Annotated in this window: 18 protein-coding genes and 1 pseudogene; 14 read left to right on the top strand and 5 right to left on the bottom strand. The window is 72.6% G+C overall.

Features of this window, described 5'->3' with window-relative positions; translation table 11 throughout:
• Positions 1-42: 42 nt before the first annotated feature.
• From ABZV77_RS41200 to ABZV77_RS41235, 8 genes and pseudogenes are all read left to right on the top strand, one after another.
• Positions 43-891 (top strand): annotated as a pseudogene (locus ABZV77_RS41200) (EamA family transporter); the annotation flags it as partial.
• Between the two features lie 276 nt (positions 892-1,167).
• Positions 1,168-1,965 (top strand): TIGR03084 family metal-binding protein, encoded by a 798-nt coding sequence (locus ABZV77_RS41205; RefSeq protein WP_356268269.1) that lies wholly within the window; start codon positions 1,168-1,170, stop codon positions 1,963-1,965.
• A 31-nt stretch (positions 1,966-1,996) separates the two neighbouring features.
• Positions 1,997-3,703 (top strand): acyclic terpene utilization AtuA family protein, encoded by a 1,707-nt coding sequence (locus ABZV77_RS41210; RefSeq protein WP_356268271.1) that lies wholly within the window; start codon positions 1,997-1,999, stop codon positions 3,701-3,703.
• Positions 3,700-5,304 carry a carboxyl transferase domain-containing protein gene (locus ABZV77_RS41215; protein WP_356268273.1) on the top strand — a complete coding sequence of 535 codons (1,605 nt, stop codon included), beginning with the start codon at positions 3,700-3,702 and terminating at the stop codon, positions 5,302-5,304. The genes ABZV77_RS41210 and ABZV77_RS41215 overlap by 4 nt, the downstream gene beginning before the upstream one ends.
• A 29-nt stretch (positions 5,305-5,333) precedes the next feature.
• The gene (locus tag ABZV77_RS41220) at positions 5,334-7,226 is read left to right on the top strand and encodes a biotin carboxylase N-terminal domain-containing protein (protein ID WP_356268275.1); all 1,893 of its coding nucleotides are present in this window, start codon (positions 5,334-5,336) and stop codon (positions 7,224-7,226) included.
• The gene (locus ABZV77_RS41225) at positions 7,223-8,413 is read left to right on the top strand and encodes an acyl-CoA dehydrogenase family protein (protein WP_356268277.1); all 1,191 of its coding nucleotides are present in this window, start codon (positions 7,223-7,225) and stop codon (positions 8,411-8,413) included. The genes ABZV77_RS41220 and ABZV77_RS41225 overlap by 4 nt, the downstream gene beginning before the upstream one ends.
• 9 nt (positions 8,414-8,422) lie before the next feature.
• Positions 8,423-9,157, top strand: a complete 735-nt coding sequence (locus ABZV77_RS41230) for an enoyl-CoA hydratase family protein (RefSeq protein ID WP_356268279.1) — start codon at positions 8,423-8,425, stop codon at positions 9,155-9,157.
• Positions 9,145-9,738, top strand: a complete 594-nt coding sequence (locus ABZV77_RS41235) for a TetR/AcrR family transcriptional regulator (protein ID WP_356268281.1) — start codon at positions 9,145-9,147, stop codon at positions 9,736-9,738. Before ABZV77_RS41230 ends, ABZV77_RS41235 begins: the two co-directional genes overlap by 13 nt.
• A gap of 198 nt (positions 9,739-9,936) precedes the next feature.
• Here ABZV77_RS41235 and ABZV77_RS41240 read toward each other — a convergent pair whose 3' ends face one another.
• A complete protein-coding gene (locus ABZV77_RS41240; RefSeq protein ID WP_356268283.1) occupies positions 9,937-11,037 on the bottom strand; it encodes a citrate synthase 2 in 1,101 nt (366 codons plus the stop codon).
• Between the two features lie 375 nt (positions 11,038-11,412).
• Between ABZV77_RS41240 and pdxH the strand changes: the two genes are divergently transcribed.
• A complete protein-coding gene (pdxH, locus tag ABZV77_RS41245; protein WP_356268313.1) occupies positions 11,413-12,048 on the top strand; it encodes a pyridoxamine 5'-phosphate oxidase in 636 nt (211 codons plus the stop codon).
• Between the two features lie 156 nt (positions 12,049-12,204).
• Here pdxH and ABZV77_RS41250 read toward each other — a convergent pair whose 3' ends face one another.
• Together ABZV77_RS41250 and ABZV77_RS41255 are read right to left on the bottom strand one after the other, a co-directional pair.
• The gene (locus tag ABZV77_RS41250) at positions 12,205-13,068 is read right to left on the bottom strand and encodes an alpha/beta hydrolase (RefSeq protein WP_356268285.1); all 864 of its coding nucleotides are present in this window, start codon (positions 13,066-13,068) and stop codon (positions 12,205-12,207) included.
• Positions 13,069-13,728: 660 nt separating this feature from the next.
• Positions 13,729-14,421 carry a metal-dependent transcriptional regulator gene (locus tag ABZV77_RS41255; RefSeq protein ID WP_356268287.1) on the bottom strand — a complete coding sequence of 231 codons (693 nt, stop codon included), beginning with the start codon at positions 14,419-14,421 and terminating at the stop codon, positions 13,729-13,731.
• A 150-nt stretch (positions 14,422-14,571) separates the two neighbouring features.
• On the opposite strand from ABZV77_RS41255, the gene ABZV77_RS41260 reads away from it, so the two are divergent.
• The gene (locus ABZV77_RS41260; RefSeq protein WP_356268289.1) at positions 14,572-15,336 is read left to right on the top strand and encodes an SIS domain-containing protein; all 765 of its coding nucleotides are present in this window, start codon (positions 14,572-14,574) and stop codon (positions 15,334-15,336) included.
• 49 nt (positions 15,337-15,385) lie between these two features.
• On the opposite strand, the gene ABZV77_RS41265 is transcribed toward ABZV77_RS41260, so the two are convergent.
• The gene (locus ABZV77_RS41265) at positions 15,386-16,579 is read right to left on the bottom strand and encodes an ATP-binding protein (protein ID WP_356268315.1); all 1,194 of its coding nucleotides are present in this window, start codon (positions 16,577-16,579) and stop codon (positions 15,386-15,388) included.
• Positions 16,580-16,605: 26 nt separating this feature from the next.
• Entirely contained in the window at positions 16,606-17,274 is a 669-nt protein-coding gene (locus tag ABZV77_RS41270; RefSeq protein ID WP_356268291.1) for a response regulator transcription factor, read from the bottom strand.
• Between the two features lie 138 nt (positions 17,275-17,412).
• Between ABZV77_RS41270 and ABZV77_RS41275 the strand changes: the two genes are divergently transcribed.
• The 4 genes from ABZV77_RS41275 to ABZV77_RS41290 are packed head-to-tail and all read left to right on the top strand — an operon-like array spanning position 17,413 to position 20,967.
• Positions 17,413-17,949 (top strand): hypothetical protein, encoded by a 537-nt coding sequence (locus ABZV77_RS41275; RefSeq protein WP_356268293.1) that lies wholly within the window; start codon positions 17,413-17,415, stop codon positions 17,947-17,949.
• On the top strand, positions 17,946-19,016 hold the full coding sequence (locus ABZV77_RS41280; protein ID WP_356268295.1) for a peptidoglycan-binding protein: 1,071 nt from the start codon (positions 17,946-17,948) through the stop codon (positions 19,014-19,016). Before ABZV77_RS41275 ends, ABZV77_RS41280 begins: the two co-directional genes overlap by 4 nt.
• The gene (locus ABZV77_RS41285; RefSeq protein ID WP_356268297.1) at positions 19,013-19,732 is read left to right on the top strand and encodes an ABC transporter ATP-binding protein; all 720 of its coding nucleotides are present in this window, start codon (positions 19,013-19,015) and stop codon (positions 19,730-19,732) included. The genes ABZV77_RS41280 and ABZV77_RS41285 overlap by 4 nt, the downstream gene beginning before the upstream one ends.
• A complete protein-coding gene (locus ABZV77_RS41290; RefSeq protein WP_356268299.1) occupies positions 19,729-20,967 on the top strand; it encodes an ABC transporter permease in 1,239 nt (412 codons plus the stop codon). The genes ABZV77_RS41285 and ABZV77_RS41290 overlap by 4 nt, the downstream gene beginning before the upstream one ends.
• Positions 20,968-21,503: the final 536 nt, after the last annotated feature.

Below are 21,503 nucleotides of genomic sequence, written 5' to 3' on the forward strand. Positions count from 1 at the left end.
GACCAGGCAACACCCGCGGCGACCCCTGGGGGGACGGCGGGCATCCGCGGCCGCATCGGCGCACTCGGCCCCGTCGGACTCGTCCTCGCGGGCGGGATCTCCGTGCAGTTCGGCGGCGCGGTCGCCGTGAGCGTGATGCCGAGGGTCGGCGCCGTCGGCATCGTGGCGCTGCGGCTCGCCTTCGCCGCGCTCGTGCTGCTCGTCGTGTGCCGGCCGAAGGTGCGGGGGTATTCGCGCGCCGACTGGGGCACGGTCGTGGCGTTCGGCGTGGCGATGGCGGGCATGAACGGGCTCTTCTACCAGTCCGTCGCCCGTATCCCCATGGGTCCCGCCGTGACCCTCGAAGTGCTCGGACCGCTCGCGCTCTCCGTGCTCGCCTCGCGCCGCGCCGTGAACCTGATCTGGGCCGGGCTCGCCCTGTGCGGCGTCTTCCTGCTCGGCGGCGGAGGCGGCTTCGACGGCCTCGACCCGGTCGGTGTCGCCTACGCCCTCGGCGCGGGCGCCATGTGGGCGACGTACATCCTCTTCAGCGCGCGCACCGGGCGGCGCTTCCCGCAGGCCGACGGCCTGGCCCTCGCGATGGTGGTCGCGGCGGTGCTGTTCATGCCGCTCGGGATCGCCGTGGCCGGGTCGAAGCTGATCGAGCCGGGCACGCTGGCGCTGGGCGCGGCCGTCGCGGTGATGTCGTCCGTGCTGCCGTACACCCTCGAACTCCTCGCGCTGCGGCGGCTGCCCGCGCACACCTTCGCGATCCTGATGAGCCTGGAACCGGCCATCGCGTCCATCGCCGGGTTCCTCATCCTGAGCCAGGCCCTGTCCGTCGTCGAGGCGCTGGCGATCGCGCTGGTCATCGCGGCGAGCATGGGGGCGGTGCGGACGCAGGTGGGGCGGCGGGCGAAGGCGGATCCGGCTGCGGGGGCGGTTGCGGGTTCTGCTGGTCAGGCGGCCGATGAGGAAGTTGATGGGGCGGCTTCGGAGACGGGTCCCGTCGCGGAGGCGGGTGTGAATCCGATCGTGGAGATGGGCGCGGGGCCCGCCGCGGGCGCCGATGTCGAGGCGCTCACGGAGTCTTCGGCGCGCTCCGGAAAGTAATGCAAGCACGCTTGCTTGTTTCTGCGAGCGCTGCCATGCTCCCAGGCACTGTCGTGCCCCCGAGGGGAGCGTTCCGTGTCCGATGCCCTGCCCGTGCTCGACGACCTGCGCAGCGAGAGCGAGGAACTCGACGGCCTTGTCGCGGAGTTGAGCCGGGAGAGGTGGTCCCTTGCGACACCCGCGCCCGGCTGGACCGTCGCCCACCAGATCGCGCACCTGACCTGGACGGACCGGGCCGCGCTGCTCGCCGCCACCGACCCGGACGCGTTCGCCGCCGAGGTCGAGAAGGCGGTGGCGGCACCCGGCTCGTTCGTCGACGAGGGCGCGGCGGAGGGCGCCGCGCTGCCGCCCGGCGAGCTGCTCGCCCGCTGGCGGACCGGCCGTGACGAGCTGTGGCGGGCCCTGCGCGAGGCCCCGGCCGGTGCGCGCCTGCCCTGGTACGGGCCGCCCATGGCCGTCCCGTCCATGGCGACGGCACGGCTCATGGAGACCTGGGCGCACGGCCAGGACGTGGCCGACGCGCTCGGTGTGGCGCGGGGCGCGACCGACCGGTTGCGGCACGTGGCACGGATCGGGGTGCGGGCGCGTGACTTCGCCTTTGCGGTACGTGGACTGAGCGCTCCGGGCGAGGAGTTCCGGGTCGAGCTGACCTCGCCGGTCACGGGGGATGTGTGGGCGTACGGCCCCGAGGACGCCGCCCAGCGCGTGACGGGGCCCGGCCTCGACTTCTGCCTGCTCGTCACCCAGCGCGCGCACCGGGCCGACCTCGCCGTACGCGCCGAGGGCCCCGACGCCGACCGCTGGCTCGACATCGCCCAGGCCTTCGCGGGACCGCCCGGCGCGGGGCGGGCGGCCCAGGGGGGTCACCGGTGACCTGCGACTTCCTGACGGCGGGAGGCGGAAAGTGACCGTACGCCCCCTGCGCATCGGCAACGCCTCCGGCTTCTACGGCGACCGCTTCGACGCGATGCGCGAGATGCTCACCGGCGGCCCCCTCGACGTCCTCACCGGTGACTACCTCGCCGAGCTCACCCTGCTCATCCTCGGCCGCGACCGGCTCAAGGACCCCTCGCGCGGCTACGCCAAGACCTTCCTGCGGCAGCTGGAGGAGTGCCTGGGGCTCGCCCAGGAGCGGGGCGTCCGCATCGTCGCCAACGCGGGCGGGCTCAACCCGGCCGGGCTCGCGGGCGCCGTGCGGGAGCTGGCGGACCGGCTCGGGCTCGGCGGGCTGCGCATCGCGCACGTCGAGGGCGACGACCTCGGCGCCCGCTTCCCCGGCGCCCTCACCGCCAACGCCTACCTCGGCGGCGCCGGGATCGCCGCGTGCCTGGACGCGGGCGCCGACATCGTCGTCACCGGACGCGTCACCGACGCGGCCCTGGTCACCGGGCCCGCCGCGGCCCACTTCGGCTGGGCCCCCGACGCGTACGACAGGCTCGCGGGAGCCGTCGTCGCCGGGCACGTGCTGGAGTGCGGCTCCCAGGCGACCGGCGGCAACTACGCCTTCTTCGCCGAGCACGGGCGGGGGCCCGACGCCCTGCGGCACCCGGGCTACCCCCTCGCCGAGATCCACGAGGACGGCTCGTCCGTCATCACCAAGCACGACGGCACCGGCGGCTTCGTCGACGTCGGCACGGTGACCGCGCAGCTCCTGTACGAGACGCAGGGCGCCCGGTACGCGGGCCCGGACGTCACCGCCCGCCTCGACACGGTCGTCCTCACCCAGGAAGGACCCGACCGCGTCCGCATCGACGGGGTGCGCGGCGAGGCGCCGCCCCCGACCCTCAAGGTGGGCCTCAACCGCCTCGGCGGCTTCCGCAACGAAGTCGTCTTCGTCCTCACCGGACTCGACATCGAGGCGAAGGCGGCCCTCGCCCGCGCCCAGATCGAGGACGCCCTCGACCGCGCCAAGTCCCGCCCCGCCGACGTCCGCTGGGAGCTGGCCCGCACCGACCGCGCCGACGCCCCCACGGAGGAGAGCGCCAGCGCCCTGCTCCGGCTCGTCGTACGGGACACCGACGCGGACACGGTGGGCCGCACCCTCAGCGGCGCCGCGATCGAGCTCGCCCTCGCCAGCTACCCCGGCTTCCACGTGACGGCCCCGCCCGGAAAGGGTTCGCCGTACGGGGTCTTCGAGGCGGCGTACGTCGAGCGCGGGACCGTCGAGCACGTGGCCGTGCTGCCCGACGGGGAGCGCAGAGCCGTCGCTCACGGCGCCGACACCCGCGTACTCGAAGACCCGCACCCCGCACCCCTGCCCCCGCCCCTCCCGCCCGGCCCCACCCGCCGCGCCCCCCTCGGCCTCATTGCCGGGGCCCGCAGCGGCGACAAGGGCGGCGACGCCAACGTCGGCGTATGGGTGCGGTCCGACGACGCCTGGCGGTGGCTCGCCCACGAGCTCACCGTCGAGCGGCTGCGCGAACTCCTGCCGGAGGCCGCCCACCTGCGCGTCGCACGCCACGACCTGCCCAACCTGCGCGCCCTGAACTTCGTCGTCGAGGGGCTGCTCGGCGAGGGCGTGGCCGCGCAGGCCCGCTTCGACCCGCAGGCCAAGGGCCTCGGGGAGTGGCTGCGCGCCCGCCACCTGGACATACCGGAGGTACTCCTGTGACCGTCCTCGCCTCCGCGCTCGACCCATCGGGCGCCGAGTACGCCGAGCACCGACAGGCCATGCTGGACCGGCTCGCAGAGCTCGGCACCGAGCAGGGCAAGGCGCTCGCGGGCGGCGGCGAGAAGTACGTCGCCCGGCACCGCAAGCGCGGCAAACTCCTCGCCAGGGAGCGCATCGAGCTGCTCCTCGACCCGGACACGCCGTTCCTCGAACTGTCGCCGCTCGCCGCCTGGGGCAGCGACTACCCCGTCGGCGCCTCCATGGTCACCGGCATCGGCGTCGTCGAGGGCGTGGAGTGCCTGATCACCGCCAATGACCCGACCGTCAGGGGCGGTGCCTCCAACCCCTGGACGCTGAAGAAGGCCTTCCGGGCGCACGAGATCGGGCACGCCAACCGGCTGCCGTCCATCCACCTCGTGGAGTCAGGGGGCGCCGACCTGCCCTCCCAGAAGGAGATCTTCATCCCGGGCGGCGCCCTCTTCAAACACCTCACGCAGTCCTCGGCGGCCGGGATCCCGACCATCGCCGTCGTCTTCGGGAACTCCACCGCGGGCGGCGCCTACGTGCCCGGCATGAGCGACCACGTGATCATGGTCAAGGAGCGCGCGAAGGTCTTCCTCGGCGGCCCGCCCCTGGTGAAGATGGCGACCGGCGAGGAGAGCGACGACGAGTCGCTGGGCGGCGCCGAGATGCACGCCCGCACCTCCGGCCTCGCCGACTACCTAGCCGAGGACGAGCGGGACGCGCTGCGCCAGGCCCGCCGCGTCGTCTCCCGCCTCAACTGGCGCAAGGAGTACGCCGATCCGGACCCGGTGTCCGTGGCGGAGCCCAAGTACGACGAGGACGAGCTCCTCGGCATCGTCCCCGGCGATCTGAAGAAGCCCTTCGATCCGCGCGAGGTCATCGCCCGCATCGTCGACGGCTCCGACTTCGACGAGTTCAAGCCGCTGTACGGGAGCTCGCTCGTCACCGGGTGGGCCACCCTGCACGGCTACCCCGTCGGCGTCCTCGCCAACGCGCAGGGCGTTCTCTTCAGCGAGGAGTCGCAGAAGGCCGCCCAGTTCATCCAGCTGGCGAACCAGCGCGACATCCCGCTGCTCTTCCTGCACAACACCACCGGCTACATGGTCGGCAAGGAGTACGAGCAGGGCGGCATCATCAAGCACGGCGCGATGATGATCAACGCGGTCAGCAACTCGCGGGTGCCGCACCTCTCCGTGCTCATGGGGGCCAGCTACGGCGCCGGGCACTACGGCATGTGCGGGCGCGCCTACGACCCCCGCTTCCTCTTCGCCTGGCCCAGCGCCAAGTCCGCGGTCATGGGACCGCAGCAGCTCGCGGGCGTCCTGTCGATCGTCGCCCGCGCGTCCGCCGCCGCCAAGGGGCAGCCCTACGACGACGAGGCGGACGCCGGGCTGCGCGCCATGGTGGAGCAGCAGATCGAGGCGGAGTCGCTGCCGATGTTCCTGTCCGGGCGGCTCTACGACGACGGGGTCATCGACCCGCGCGACACCCGCACGGTCCTCGGTCTCTGCCTCTCCGCGATCCACACCGCCCCCTACGAGGGCGCGCGCGGCGGCTTCGGCGTCTTCCGGATGTGAGGGCTCCCATGACTCTTGAGGAACTCCCCATGATTACTTCCCTGTTGGTGGCCAACCGGGGCGAGATCGCCTGCCGCGTCTTCCGCACCTGCCGCGAGCTCGGCATCGCCACCGTCGCCGTGTACTCCGACGCCGACGCGGACGCCCTGCACGTGCGCGAGGCCGACACGGCGGTCCGGCTGCCGGGGTCCGCGCCCTCGGACACGTACCTGCGCGGCGACCTCGTCGTGAAGGCCGCCCAGGCCGCGGGCGCCGACGCGATCCACCCCGGCTACGGCTTCCTCTCCGAGAACGCGGGCTTCGCACGCGCCGTCCTGGACGCGGGCCTCGGCTGGATCGGGCCGCCCCCCGAGGCGATCGAGGCGATGGCGTCCAAGACGCGCGCCAAGGAGCTGATGGGCGTCGAGCCGCTCGGGGACGTCACCGAGGCCGACCTGCCCGTCCTCGTGAAGGCGGCGGCGGGCGGCGGCGGGCGCGGCATGCGTGTCGTACGTGAACTGGCGCTGCTGGAAGAGGAGTTGGCGGCCGCCCGTGCGGAGGCCGCCAGTGCCTTCGGGGACGGTGAGGTGTTCGTCGAGCCGTACGTCGAGGGCGGGCGGCACGTCGAGGTGCAGATCATGGCCGACGCGCACGGCACGGTCTGGCCGCTCGGCACCCGCGACTGCAGCCTCCAGCGCAGACACCAGAAGGTCATCGAGGAGTCACCGGCCCCGGGCCTCGCGCCGGAACTCGTCGACGAACTGCACGCGCAGGCCGTGCGCGCCGCGCGCGTCACCGACTACCGCGGCGCGGGCACCGTCGAGTTCCTGGTGGCGGGAGGGCGGGCGCACTTCCTGGAGATGAACACCCGGCTGCAGGTCGAACACCCGGTCACCGAGGCCGTGTTCGGGCTCGACCTCGTGGCGCTGCAGATTCGGATCGCCGAAGGACTCGCCCTGGAGAAGGATCCTCCGGCCGCCCACGGACACGCCGTCGAGGCCCGCCTCTACGCCGAGGACCCCGCCGCCGACTGGGCCCCGCAGACCGGCACCCTGCACCGCATCGACGTACCCGGCGCGGTGCGCCTGGACACCGGATACGCCGCGGGCGACACCATCGGCGTGCACTACGACGCGATGCTCGCCAAGGCCGTCGCGTACGCCCCGACGCGCGCCGAGGCGCTCCGCAAGCTGGCGGGCGCCCTGGAACGCGCCGCCGTGCACGGCCCCGTCACCAACCGCGATCTGCTCGTACGCTCCCTGCGGCACCCGGAGTTCACCGCGGCCCGCATGGACACCGGCTTCTACGACCGGCACACCGCCTCGCTCACGGCCGCCGCGCCCGACCCGCACGCACCGCTGGCCGCGGCCCTCGCCGACGCGCACGGCCGCTCCCGGTTCGGCGGCTGGCGCAACCTCCGCTCGCAGCCCCACCTCAAGCGCTACCGCACCGAGCCCGACGGCACCGAGCACGAGGTCCGCTACCACCACACCCGGCAGGGCCCGGCCGCCGACGGGGTGACCGTGATCAGTGTGAGCGCCGGACTCGTCGTCCTCGAAGTGGACGGCGTACGACGGCAGTTCACCGTCTCCCGGTACGGGGAGCGCGTGCACGTCGGCACGCCCGAGGGGGACACCTCCCTCACCCCGCTGCCCCTGCTCCCCGAGCCCACCACCCGCCGCGCGCCCGGCTCCCTGCTCGCCCCGATGCCCGGCACCGTCGTGCGCGTCGCCGCGGGGATCGCCGAGGGGCAGCAGGTCACGGCCGGGCAGCCGCTCGTCTGGCTGGAGGCGATGAAGATGGAGCACCGCATCTGCGCCCCCGCCTCCGGAACGCTCACCGCCCTGCACGCCGTGCCCGGCCGCCAGGTCGAGGTCGGCGCGCTGCTCGCCGTCGTCCAGGCCGATGCCCCGGCCGCCGCCCCAGAGGAAGAAGCCTCATGAGCACTGTTCGCAGCACCGCTCGCAGCACCGTCCTCGAAACCGAAGAGCACCAGGCCCTGCGGGCCGCCGTCGCCGCGCTCGGACGCCGGTACGGCCGCGACTACCTCGCCAAGGTCGCGGGCAGCGGCGGCCACCCCGACGAGCTGTGGGCGGACGCCGCCAAGCTCGGCTATCTGGGCGTGAACCTGCCCGAGGAGTACGGGGGAGGGGGCGGCGGCATCGCGGAACTCTCCATAGTCCTCGAGGAGTTGGGGGCAGCCGGGTGTCCGCTGCTCATGATGGTCGTCTCGCCCGCGATCTGCGGCACCGTCATCGCCCGCTTCGGCACCGAGGAGCAGAAGCGCACCTGGCTGCCGGGCCTCGCCGACGGCACCCGCACCATGGCGTTCGGGATCACCGAGCCCGACGCGGGCTCCAACTCGCACCGCATCACCACCACGGCCCGCCGCGACCCGGACTCCGGCGACTGGCTGCTGACCGGCCGCAAGGTCTTCATCTCAGGCGTCGACATCGCCGACGCGACGCTCATCGTGGGTCGCACGTCGGACGCCCGCACCGGCAGCCTCAAGCCGTGCCTGTTCATCGTCCCGCGCGACGCCCCCGGCTTCGAGCGCCGTCAGATCGAGATGGAACTCCAGGCCGCGGAGAAGCAGTTCGAGCTCGTCCTCGACGACGTGCGGCTGCCCGCGGACGCGCTCGTCGGCGACGAGGACGCGGGGCTGCTCCAGCTCTTCGCGGGGCTCAACCCCGAGCGCATCATGACGGCCGCGTTCGCGCTCGGCATGGGCCGGTACGCGCTGTCCCGCGCCGTCGAGTACGCCAAGGAACGCAGCGTGTGGAAGGCCCCGATCGGCGCCCACCAGGCCATCGCGCACCCCCTCGCCCAGTCCCACGTCGAGCTCGAACTGGCCCGCCTGATGATGCAGAAGGCCGCCAGGCTCTACGACGAGGGCGACGACGTCGGCGCGGGCGAGGCCGCCAACATGGCCAAGCTCGCCGCCGCCGACGCCTGTGTGAAGGCCGTCGACCAGTCCGTGCACACGCTGGGCGGCAACGGCCTGACCAAGGAGTTCGGCCTCGCCTCGATGATCGTCGCGTCACGCGTGGCGCGGATCGCCCCGGTGAGCCGGGAAATGATCCTCAACTACGTCTCGCACCAGACCCTGGGCCTGCCCAAGTCCTACTGAGGAGCCCCCATGAGCCTCTCCGTCTCCTCACCGTCCCGCGGCATCACCACCGTCACTTTGTCCACGCCCGAGCGGCGGAACGCGCTCTCGGCGGACCTGGTGAAGGCCCTCGCCGAGGCGCTGGCCGACCTCGGTGAGGACGGCGACACCCGCGCCGTCCTGCTCACCCACACCGGCACGACGTTCTGCTCGGGCGCCGACCTGAAGGCGCCGCCCGACCCCGCCGCGTTCGTCGCGCTGCTCCGGCAGCTCGTGGCGCTGCCCAAGCCGGTCGTCGCGCGGGTGGACGGCCATGTGCGGGCGGGCGGGCTCGGGCTGCTCGGCGCCTGCGACCTGGCGGCCGCAGGTCCTGCCTCGTCCTTCGCGTTCACGGAGGTGCACATAGGCGTGGCCCCCGCCGTGATCTCCCTCCCCCTCCTGCCCCGCCTCGATCCGGGCGCGGCCTCCCGCTACTACCTCACGGGGGAGCGCTTCGACGCGGCGGAGGCGGCGCGGATCGGCCTGGTCACGGTGTCCGGTACGGACGTCGACGCGGCTCTGTCACCTCTCCTCGACGGGCTCCGCGCGGCGGCGCCGGGCGCCCTGGCCGAGACGAAGAAGCTGCTCACGGCTAGGGTGCTCGACGCATTCGACGACCAATCGGACGCCCTCACGGCCCTGTCCGCGCGGCTCTTCGGCTCCGCCGAGGCGCGCGAGGGGATGACGGCGTTCCTCGAACGACGGGAGCGCCCATGGGTGCTGTGACCGCCGCCGACCGGGCACCCAAGCAGGACCGCAGCCGCGCGACCCGGCAGAAACTCCTGGAGGCCGCCGTGTCCTGCCTTGCCGAACACGGCTGGGCGGGCTCGACGGTCTCGGTGGTCGCCGAGCGGGCGGGTGTCTCGCGGGGCGCGGCGCAGCACCACTTCCCCACCCGGGAGGACCTGTTCACGGCGGCCGTGGAGTACGTCGCCGAGCAGCGCTCGACCGCGTTGCGCGCCCTGCCCGCGCAGGACCGGGCCTCCGTGGTCGCCGCCCTCGTCGACCTCTACACGGGCCCGCTCTTCCGTGCGGCGCTCCACCTGTGGGTGGCCGCGTCGAACGAGCCCGCGCTGGGCTCCCGGGTCACGGAACTGGAATCCCGCGTGGGCCGCGAGACGCACCGCATCGCGGTGGAACTGTTGGACGCCGACGAGTCCGTCCCCGGAGTCCGCGAAACCATCCAGGGCCTCCTGGACATGGCCCGCGGCCTGGGCCTGGCGAACCTGCTGACGGACGACGGGGCGCGGCGGGAGCGGGTGGTGGCCCAGTGGACGGCACTGGTGGAGTCGTCGCTGGAGGCCTGAGTCTTCCCCGATCCCGCCCCTTCCCGAAGCTGGGGCTCCGCCCCAGACCCCGCTCCTCAAACGCCGGAGGGGCTGGATTTTCCAGCCCGTCCGGCGTTTGAGGACGAGCGCGGAGCGCGATCGACCGAGCCCCGGGCGGCGGAGCCGCAATATTCGGGAAGGGGCGGGGTTGGGGAGATGACCGCCGGAGGCCAGGCCTCAGCGGGCGATCTCGTCGAAGCCCTCGATCGCCTGCGGAGACCGGCTGCCGGGGCCGGTGTAGCGGGCCGAGGGCCGGACGAGGCGGCCCGTCCGCTTCTGCTCGAGGATGTGCGCCGACCACCCCGCGGTCCGCGCACACGTGAACATCGACGTGAACATGTGCGCCGGTACCTCCGCGAAGTCGAGCACGATCGCCGCCCAGAACTCCACATTCGTGGCGAGGACGCGGTCGGGCCGACGGGCGTGCAGCTCGTCGAGGGCCGCCTTCTCCAGCGCCTCCGCGACCTCGAAGCGCGGCGCCCCCAGCTCACGGGCGGTACGGCGGAGCACCCGGGCCCGCGGGTCCTCGGCCCGGTACACCCGGTGCCCGAAGCCCATCAGCCGCTCGCCCTTGTCCAGCGCCTGCTTCACGTACGCCACCGCGTCACCCGTGCGCTCGATCTCCTCGATCATGCCGAGGACCCGGGACGGGGCGCCGCCGTGCAGCGGGCCGGACATCGCGCCCACGGCCCCGCTCAGCGCCGCCGCCACGTCCGCGCCGGTGGAGGCGATGACACGGGCGGTGAACGTGGAGGCGTTCATGCCGTGCTCGGCGGCCGACGTCCAGTACGCGTCGACGGCCTGCACGTGCTTGGGGTCGGGCTCCCCGCGCCACCGCTTCATGAACCGCTCGACGACCGTCCCCGCCTTGTCGATCTCCCGCTGCGGGACCATCGGCAGGCCCTGTCCGCGGGCCGACTGGGCAACGTAGGAGAGCGCCATGACGGCGGCCCGCGCCAGGTCCTCGCGGGCGCGCTCCTCGCTGATGTCGAGCAGCGGCCGCAGGCCCCAGACGGGCGCGAGCATGGCGAGGGCGGACTGGACGTCGACGCGGATGTCGCCGGAGTGCACCGGGATCGGGAACGGCTCGGCGGGCGGCAGACCGGGGTTGAAGGCGCCGTCGACGAGCAGGCCCCACACGTTTCCGAAGGAGACGTGGCCGACCAGGTCCTCGATGTCGACGCCGCGGTAGCGGAGCGCGCCGCCTTCCTTGTCCGGTTCGGCGATCTCCGTCTCGAACGCGACGACTCCTTCAAGGCCAGGTACGAAGTCGGACATCAGGCGGCTCCTCAAGATGGGTTCGACATGATGGTTGCGAGAGACGGGGTTGCGATCAGCTCATGACCATGTGTCAAAAGTGGGCGTTTCCGGTCCGGTTCCACGGTCGTGTCCGCCGATGTGCGGCGAATCCGGCGACTCGCGGTCCGGAACGGTCTTCCCGGTGATGCCCCGTGAGGCTGGTGGTCACCCAACCGATGCGGCAGCAGGACGATATCTGTTGGTGCCACCTTTGGCGATGGAATGCGGCACTCAGTGCCACACGTCACCTCTCCGGGGGCCGGTGCGCCCCTTCGGAAGCCCCTGTGGCCGTGGCAAATACGGCAAGATGACCGCGTGACCGACTCCAGTGCCCCTCTTCCGGAACCGGCTGAGATGCGTGAGCAGTACGCCACCGGCGGGCTGTCCGAAACCGAGCTGCCGGCCGCGCCCATGGACCAGTTCGCGCTCTGGTTCAAGGAGGCGGCGCGCGACGGGGACGCCGTCCACGAGCCGAACGCCATGGTCGTCTCCACGGCCGACGCGGCGGGCCGCCCCAGCTCCCGCACGGTGCTCCTGAAGGGCTTCGACGAGCGGGGCTTCGTCTTCTTCACCAACTACGAGTCCCGCAAGGCCCGTGAGCTCGACACCAACCCGTACGTCTCGCTGCTCTTCCCGTGGCACGCGGTGGCCCGCCAGGTGATCGTCTCGGGCACGGCGGAGCGCGTCGGCCGCGAGGAGACGGTCGCCTACTTCCGCACCCGCCCGCACGGCTCCCAACTGGGCGCCTGGGCCAGCGCCCAGTCCTCCGTGCTCACCTCACGCGCGGAACTCGACCGCGCGTACGCCGACCTGGCGGCGCGCTACCCCGAGGGCGAACAGGTCCCGGTCCCCCCGCACTGGGGCGGCTTCCGGGTCCGCCCGCAATCGGTCGAATTCTGGCAGGGCAGAGCGGACCGCTTGCACGACCGCTTGAGGTACGTGCGTGAGGAGGCGGGCCAGGGCTGGCGGGTGGAACGCCTGAGCCCTTAGATCCTGTTCCGGCGCAGACGGGACCTTTTGATTCTGTCCGGCGCGGGCAGGACCGTTTGAGCCCGTCCGGCTCAGGCAGGACCGTTTGAGCCCGTCCGGCGATTGAGGACGAGTAGGCCGAAGGCCACGATTCGACGCCGCCCGAGCAAGGCGCAGCTACCCCGTAAGGACCCCGTCCAGAAACGGTTCGACGGCGGCCCGCCACGCCGCCGGCTGGTCATAGTGCACAAGGTGCCCCGCGTCGGCCACCTCCGCGTACTCCCCGCGGGGCAGGACGCGGACCATCTCCTGGGACTCGGCCCGGCCGAGCTCGCCGTCCTGGCCGCGCACGACGAGCGCGGGGCAGCGGACCTGGATCAGCTCCTCCCAGTGCGCGTCGTGCACCCACGTCTCGCGGGAACGGAGCATCTGGTCGCGGTCGAAGACGGGCCGCCAGCCGTCGGGGCCCTCCGCCATCACCTCCGCGAAGAACTCCCCGCGCGCGGGGTTGGGGCGCTCCACCCAGGGGTCGTCCTCGCCGAACCACTTGCGCACGTCGGCAAGTGTCGCGAACGGCACGGGCCAGGACTTGAACCAGTCCTCCCACTCGCGCTGGGAGGCGGCGCCGAGCGCGGAGGCCCGCATGTCGCAGATGATCAGGCCGCGGACGAGATCGGGGCGGCGCGCGGCGAGCTGCCAGGCGGTGAGCGCGCCCATGGAGTGGCCGATGAGGACGGCGGGCGCGAGGTCGAGCTGGACGAGGGCGGCCTCGGCGTCGTCCACGTAGGCATCGCGGCTGTAGGGGCCGTCGGCGGGCTTCTCGCTCCTGCCGTGGCCGCGCTGGTCGAGGGCGACCGCGCGGTGCCGCTCGGACAGCCAGCGGGCGGTGCCCGTCCAGTGGGAGGCGCGGCCCATCAGGCCGTGCAGTAACAGCACCCCTCCGGAGGATCCCTCGGCCTCCCTGAGCTTGGGAGGGTCGGCGTACTCCCAGGCGGCGAGGCGTACGCCGCCCGCGCCCGTCACGTCGATGCGCCGCACCATGATTCCTGGCACCCCCCTTGGTTCCGCCCGGGTTTCACGCCTGGTCCTGCTCCACACCCCCGCACGCTATCGAACCTGTTTTCGAAAGCGGCCGGTTCGCCGGTAACACCCCTCGTTCGGGTGACCACGCTCAAGGATTGACCGCCGCGGCCGAGGGGAGATCTTCATCGGGAGGCGGGCCGCTCGGGGAAACCGGCCCGTGGGGAATGACCCTGGGAGCTCGGGGCTCCGGGTCAGCACAGGGGAGGACAGGCCCCGGCGCTCTTGAGCGCCGGGGCCCTCGCCTTGTCCGGCGCCTTGTCCGGCGCCTTGTCCGGCGCCTTGTCCGGCGCCTTGTCCGGCGCCTCGTCCGGCCCGGCAGCGGGGCGCGCTCAGGCGCTCGCCGGGCGGGCGTTCGCGCTCACCGGACGGGCACATCCTCCAGCCCCCTCCCCGGCCGTCGGGCCAGACCTGGCGCCGACATGATCGAGAGTCCTCAGGTCATATGCCTCTCGCGACAGCCTGGCACGCAAAACGCTCGGCCGCTGCGATTCCGCACACTGAATCTTGGACTCCGCAAGAACTCACAGAGATCGCGAAGACCCGTCAACTTCCCCTCCAGCAACGGGAGTTGACCTCAGTACGCCGAACGCGCCCGGTGGCGCGCCGAACCGCCCCGGTTCAGCGCTTGGCGACGAAGACGTGCGACGCGACGTCGGCGGTCAGCTCGGCGGCCTCGCCGCTGCTCCCCACCAGGACGCCGCCCGCGGACTCCGTCACGCTCACCACGGAGCCCGGCTGCACACCGGCCCGCCGCAGTGTGTACATCAGCTGGGCGTCCGTCTGGATCGGCTCGCCGATGCGGCGCACCACGACCGTCTTGCCCTCGGAGCCCGGGTCGAGCTCCGTCAGGGAGACCATGCCCTCGTCCAGGAACGGGTCCGCGCCGTCCTTCTCGCCCAGCTCCTCCAGGCCCGGGATCGGGTTGCCGTACGGAGACTCGGTGGGATGGCGCAGGAGCTCCAGGACGCGGCGCTCCACCGCCTCGCTCATCACGTGCTCCCAGCGGCACGCCTCGGCGTGCACCTGCTCCCACTCCAGCCCGATCACGTCGACGAGCAGGCACTCCGCCAGGCGGTGCTTGCGCATCACGCGCGTGGCCAGGCGGCGGCCCTCCTCGGTGAGCTCCAGGTGACGGTCGCTCGCGACCGCCACCAGGCCGTCGCGCTCCATGCGCGCCACGGTCTGGCTCACGGTCGGTCCGCTCTGGTCGAGCCGCTCCGCGATCCGGGCGCGCATGGGGACCACACCTTCCTCCTCCAGCTCGAGGATGGTGCGCAAATACATCTCAGTGGTGTCAATCAGCCCCGACATGGGTGCCCCTCAGAATTCGCTCGTGCGCTGGCCCTGCCCTCAATTCTGACGCATACCACTGACAACCGTGCCGCGCCGGTGGAATTCCCGCCCAGTACCGGCCTGAGACGGTGTTGACAGGGCGCTGGTCCAGACCGCAACGTGATGCGAATGAGCTCGAAGAGCGAGAGCAAAACAGCAGGTCGGTACTTCGACGCCGCGATCGGACTGCTCCAGAAGGTCCGCGACGAGGAATCCGGGAGCGTGGCCGACGCGGGCACGCTGCTCGCCGACGCCGTCGAGTCCGGCGGGCGGCTCTTCGCCTTCGGCGCCGGGCACTCCTCCCTCGCCGCGCAGGATGTCGTCTACCGCGCGGGCGGCCTCGCCCTCGTCAACCTCCTCGCCGTGCCCGGAGTGGTCGGCGTGGACGTGATGCCCGCCACGCTGGGCTCCGCCCTGGAGCGGGTCGACGGCCTCGCGGGCGCCGTCCTCGACTCCTCGCCCGCCCGCCCCGGCGACGTACTGGTGATCATCTCGCTCTCCGGGCGGAACTCGCTGCCGGTGGAGATGGCCATGAACGCCCGCGCCCTCGGCCTGAAGGTCATCGGCGTGACATCGGTGGCGTACGCGACGGAGACGCGCTCCCGGCACGTCTCGGGCACCTTCCTGAAGGACCACTGCGACGTGGTGGTCGACTCCAAGATCGCGGTCGGTGACGCGGAGCTCTCCCTCGACGGCGTCGATGCTCCGTTCGGGCCCGCGTCGAGCGTCGTCACCAATGCGCTGATGCAGGCGATGACGGCCGCGGCGATCGAGAAGCTCGCCGAGCGCGGCATCCAGCCGCCCCTCCTGCGGTCGGGGAACGTGGACGGCGGGCACGACTGGAACGGGCGGGTCTTCCAGGAGTACGGGGACCGGATCTTCTACCGGCACTGATCTTCCGACGGCTACCGGCACTGAGTGCCTCACGCGGCCGGTTCCCGTCTCACGCGGCCGGTTCCCGGGCGAAGGCGACGCGGACCGTAAGTCCCCCGCCTGCCCCGTTCGCCTCCGCCGTCACCTCCGCCCCGTGCGCCCGCGCGATCGCCGACACGATCGACAGGCCCAGGCCCGCCCCCTCGCCCTTCGCATGCGTACGCTCCTGCAGCCGCCGGAAGGGCTCGAAGAGCTGCGGGACCGTGTCTGCGGGGACCTCGGGGCCGGTGTTCGCCACCTCCAGGAAGCCGTCCGACGAGGTGCGCACGGCCACCCGGCCGTCCTCGACGTTGTAGCGCACCGCGTTCGCCACCAGGTTGTGCACCAGCCGGTCGAGCAGTACGCCGTCGCCCTCCACGGTCAGCGGTTCGGCCCGCACGGACACGGCGACCCCGCGACCGGCCGCCTCCTCCGCGAGGCCTTCCGCGACGGCGTGCGCCAGGACGTCCACCGCGACGGGCTCGCGCCGCTCCAGGCCCTGCTCCGAGTCGGCGAGCAGCAGCAGCCCCTCGACGAGGTGCTCGCTGTCGTCGGCGACGGCGATCAGCTTCGTACGGATCATCGCCACCCGGTCCGCGTCCGGGCTCCCCGCGAGCCCGATCTCGGCGGCCGCCCGCTGCACGGCCAGCGGCGTGCGCAGCTCGTGCGCCGCGTTGGCCGCGAACCGCTGCTGCGCGCCGACCAGCCGCTCTATCCGGTCCAGCATCTCGTCGAAGGTGTCCGCGAGGTGCTTCAGCTCGCCCGGCGGCGCGTCCAGCGCGATCCGCTCGTGCAGATTGGCCCCCGAGAGCCGTCGCGCCATGCCGGTGATCACCGCGACCGGGCGCAGCACCCGGCCCGCCATCCACCAGGCGAGGGCGATCGACAGGACGGCGTACACGGTGAAGACGATCACCGAGACGGTCAGCAGGCGGTTGAGCGCGGCCTCGCCCGCCAGATCGCTGATCTTCGTGACGGCGAGGCCCTCGTCGAGGTTCAGCGGCACGCCCTCGATCCGCCGGGCGGGCACCGCCGACGCGGCCGGAGTCGGCACGGACCGCCACGGCGGGCGCGGATCCCGGGGCACCGCGGTGGTCACCGCCGAGCTGATCGACGTATACAGCCCCTGCTGCACGAGCAGGTACACGAGCCCGGTGAGCAGCGCCCCCGCCAGCACCAGCAGCCCGCCGTACAGCGAGGTCAGCCGGGCCCGCTCGCTGCTCATCCGCATGCGCAGAGGTGCCCGCCCGCTCACAGGGACCGCCCCGCGATCCGGTATCCGGCCCCCGGCACCGTCTCCACCACCGGCGGCTCGCCCAGCTTCGCGCGGAGCTTGGAGAGGGTGACGCGGACCGCGTTGGTGCGGTAGCTGGTGTCCTCCTCCCAGACCTGTTCGATCAGATCCTCGCCGCTGACCACCGCGCCGTCCGCCCGCAGCAGGGCCTCCAGGACCGCGAACTCCTTGCGGGACAGCGCCAGATGCCGCCCGTCCCTGCTGGCCTGGCGGCGTGCGGTGTCCAGGACGAGACCGGCCCGTTCGATCACCGGCGGCAGCGCGGGCCGGGCACGGCGGCCGAGGGCGAGGACGCGGGCCAGCAACTCGTCGTACGCGAACGGCTTGGTCAGATAGTCGTCCGCGCCGAGCCCCAGACCCGCCACGCGGTCACGCACCGTGCCCGACGCGGTCAGCATCAGGACCCGGGTCAGCAGGCGCTGCTCGACGACCCTGCGGCACACCTCGTCGCCGTGCACGCCCGGCAGATCGCGGTCGAGGATCAGCACGTCGTACTCGCCGAGCTGCAGTTTCCGCAGCGCGGTGAGGCCGTCGGCGGCGACGTCGACGGCGAGCGCGGCACGGCGCAGCCCGTCGGCGATCATCTCGGCCAGGAATTCCTCGTCCTCCACCAGCAGTACGCGCATGCCGCCCTGTGTACCCGAGAGTGACCTTTCGCCGGTGTAAGCGTCTCCGTTGAGAGAAACGAAACCCCGCTCCCCGCCAGCCTGAGCGCGTCACGCACGCCACAGCGTCACGCACGCCGCATGTGAAGGGGAAGCCGAATGAGTACCGCCCGTCCGACCCGCACGACCCGTCCTACCCGCCCGACCGCCCGTACCCGCTCAGTGGCCTTCGCGTCGGCCTTCGCCGCACTCGCCCTGTTCGCCGGAGCCTGCTCGTCCGGCTCGGACTCGGACTCCGGGTCCGGCTCGTCGGACAGCGCCGACGGCGGCAAGGGCGCGGACGCCGACAAGGCGTTCAAGGAGCGCGAGTGCCTGCGCAAGAACGGCCTCGACGTGCCCGAGCCGAAGTCCGGCGAGGACAGCCGCGGCCTCACCATCGGCGGCGACATGAGCAAGGAGAAGATGGAGGCCGCCATGAAGAAGTGCGGCATGGGCGGCGGTGCCAAGGGCGGCGGCGTCTCGCAGGCCGACAAGGACAAGATGCTCAAGTACGCCCAGTGCATGCGCAAGAACGGCTTCAACATGCCGGACCCGAAGTTCGACGGCGGCGCCATGCAGGCCCAGCCCATGCCCAAGGGTGCCGAGGCCAAGAAGATGGAGAAGGCCGCCGAGGCGTGCAAGGGCATCGTCAAGTGAGGCGCCGCACCGCCGTCGTCGCCACGGTCGTCGCCCTGCTCGCCGTCACCGGCGGCGGGATAGCCGTCAGCGCCCTCGCCGACGCGGGCGGCGAGCAGGACTCCCACCGGCGCGACGCGGGCCTGCCGCCCGCCACCGCGTCCGTCGAGCGCGGCGAACTCAGCAGCGGCACCCAGGTCGACGGCACCCTCGGCTACGCCAAGGAACGCAAGGTCAACGCCGGTACGACCGGCACGCTCACCTGGTCCGCGGAGTCCGGCTCCACCATCGGGCGCGACGGGCGGCTCTACGAGGTCAACGGCACCCCCGTCCGCCTCATGTACGGCACCGAGCCCATGTACCGCACGCTGAAGACGGGCGACAAGGGCAACGACGTACGCCAGCTCGAAGAGAACCTCGTCGCCCTCGGCTACGGCGCCGGGCTCGCCGTCGACAACACCTACACCGACGGCACCGCGGCCGCGGTCAAGCAGTGGCAGAAGGCCCACGACCGCAAGCAGACCGGCCGCGTCGGCCCCGACCAGATCTCCTTCCAGCCGTCCGCGGTCCGCGTGAAGTCCGCGGGCTCGACGGTCGGCGACCAGGTCGCGCCGGGCAAGCCCGTCCTCTCGACGACCGGGTCCGAACGGGTCGTACGCATCCAACTCGACGTCGCGGAGGGCGGCTCGGCGAAGAAGGGCACCAAGGTCACCGTCACGCTCCCGGACGGTGCGACCGTGGACGGCAAGGTCGCCTCCGTCGGCAAGACCGCCAAGCCCGGCGACGACCCCAACGACAAGACCCCCAAGATCCCCGTCACCGTCACCTTCGACGACCCCGGCAAGGTCGAAGGCTTCGACCAGTCGCCGGTCACCGTGAACCTCACCGGCCAGACCCGCGAGAACGTCCTCTCCGTCCCCGTCAACGCGCTCCTCGCGCTGCCCGGCGGCGGCTTCGGCGTCCAGGTCGTCGAGGGCGGCCGCACCCGTGACGTCAAGGTCGAGCTCGGCATGTTCGGGCAGGGCAGGGTCGAGGTGAGCGGCGGGGGGCTGCGGGAGGGTGCGAAGGTCGGGGTGCCGAAGGCATGAACGACTCTTCTACGCCGATCAGCGCGGTTCCCACCGTCGTCGAACTGTCCGGCGTCACCAAGGAGTACCCGGGCGGGGTCGCCGCCCTCCGCGGTGTCGACCTGATCGTCGGCTCCGGTGAACTCCTCGCCATCGTCGGGCCCTCCGGCTCCGGCAAGTCGACCCTCCTGCACATCGTCGGCACCCTCGACCGGCCCACCGCGGGCTCCGTCGCCATCGCCGGGCACGACATCGCCGCGCTCGGCGACCGCAGCCTCTCCGCGCTGCGCGCCCGGCACATCGGCTTCGTCTTCCAGGCGTTCCACCTCGTCCCCGGCATCAGCGCCCGCGACAACGTCGCCGAGGGCCTGCTGTACTCCGGCCTCTCGCGCGCCGAGCGGCGCCGCAGAGCCGCGTACGCCCTGGAGCGCGTCGGCCTCGCCGACCGCATGAAACACCGTCCGCACGAACTCTCCGGCGGCCAGAAACAGCGCGTCGCCATCGCCCGCGCGGTCGTCGGCGAACCCGACCTGCTCCTGGCCGACGAACCGACCGGCGCGCTCGACTCCGAATCCGGCGAGGCCGTCATGGCCCTGCTTCACGAACTCAACGCGGAGGGCTCGACCATCGCCGTCATCACCCACGACACGGAAATCGCCGAGCGGTTGCCTCGGCAGGTGCGGATCAGGGACGGGCAGGTCGTCGCGGACACGCGGGCGGCGGGGGTCGCGGCGTGACGGCGGGGGAGCGTACGAAGGCGCGGCGGCGGCTCGGGCGGCGCGGAGTCCTCAAGGCGGCGCGGCTCGGGCCGCGCGACGTCCTGCACGTCGGCTCCGCGGGGCTGCGGAGCCGACCGGTGCGGGTGGTCCTGTCCGCGCTCGGCATCGCCATAGGCATCGCGACGATGGTCGCGGTGGTGGGCATCTCGTCCTCCAGCAAGGCCCAACTCATGCGTGAACTGGACGCCTTGGGTACGAACATGCTGGTGGCGTCGCCGGGGGAGGCGATGTTCTCCGGCGAGGAGGTGAAGCTGCCACGCGATGCGGCGGGGCGGGTCGGGCGGGTCGACGGGGTCGAGAACGTCGGCGCGACCGGTGACCTCGAACGGTCCGTGCGGCGCAGCGAGAAGATTCCCGAGGACGAGACCGGCGGCATCTCGGTGAAAGCCTCCACGGAGGGGCTGTTGAAGGTGCTGCGGGGCGGGATGGCGCACGGCAGCTGGTTCAACGCGGCGAACAGCCGCTATCCGTCGGTGGTCCTGGGCCACGTGGCAGCGAAACGCCTCGGCATTGCATCCCCCGGCCAGCAGGTCTGGATCGACGACCGCTACTTCACCGTCATCGGCATTCTCGACCCGCTGCCGCTCGCGCCCGACATCGAGCGGTCGGCGCTGACCGGCTGGGACGCGTCGAAGGACCTCCTGGGCTTCGACGGGCACCCGACATCGGTGTACGAACGCTCCACCGACGCCTCCGTCAACAGCGTCCGCAAGCTCCTCGCCGCGTCGATCGACCCGGAGAACCCGCGCAACGTCCAGGTCACGGACCCGTCGTCGGCGCTCCAGGCGAAGGCGGCGACGGAAGGCGCGTTCTCCACGCTCCTGCTCGGCCTGGGCGGGATCGCGCTGCTCGTGGGCGGGGTCGGGGTCGCCAACACCATGATCATCTCAGTCCTTGAGCGCCGCTACGAGATCGGCCTGCGCCGTTCGCTGGGCGCGACCCGCGGCCAGATCCGCATCCAGTTCGTGACGGAGTCCTTGATGCTGTCGGGCCTGGGCGGCGCGGCGGGCGTAGCACTGGGCGCGGCCGCGACAGCGGCGTACGCACTCTCCGGCGACCTCCCGTGGGTGGTCCCGCCATGGGCCATGGCGGGCGGCTTCGGAGCAACGCTGGCGATCGGCACGGTGGCGGGCCTGTACCCCGCGGTACGGGCGGCCCGCTTGTCCCCAACCCTGGCACTCCACGCGACGTAGCCTGGCGGGTCGCCTTGGGCCCGTGGGTGGGTGCGGGGCCGCGGGGGTATGTACGTACTCGCTATCCCTACGCCACGCCTGAAGACCATCTGGCCGTCAGGGTCGGCTCGGTGCTCCGTGCGCACATACCCCCACGTCCCCTCCGGCGCGCTCGCGACTGCGGCCCGGCGGGGGATGCCCGCGGCGCCTGCAGTCTCACGTACGCCTGCGGCCCGGTCAGGGGCCATGGCACCGCTACCGCGCCCCCTGCCCACAGATCACTGGCCGGTCTGTACGAGGCGGCGCGGCTCGCGGAGCACATCGGCTCGCCGGACGTGCCGCCTCCACCGCCCACTGCAGGGCAGGGCCCCTACCCCACCCCATGGCCCGCTACCGGGCAATAGCCCACCCCCAACCCTCACCCGCTACCGGGCAATAGCCCACCCCCCCCACCCCCGCCCTGCCCCTGGCGTGAGGGGGCAGCCCCGGCCCCTACCCCCGCTGGACGTCGCGGGGCAAACGGGTGGGTGGGTGGGAGACCAGCCCCGCGGGGCGGC

The organism is Streptomyces sp. NPDC004732 (assembly GCF_040609235.1).
Classification (GTDB): Bacteria; Actinomycetota; Actinomycetes; order Streptomycetales; family Streptomycetaceae; genus Streptomyces.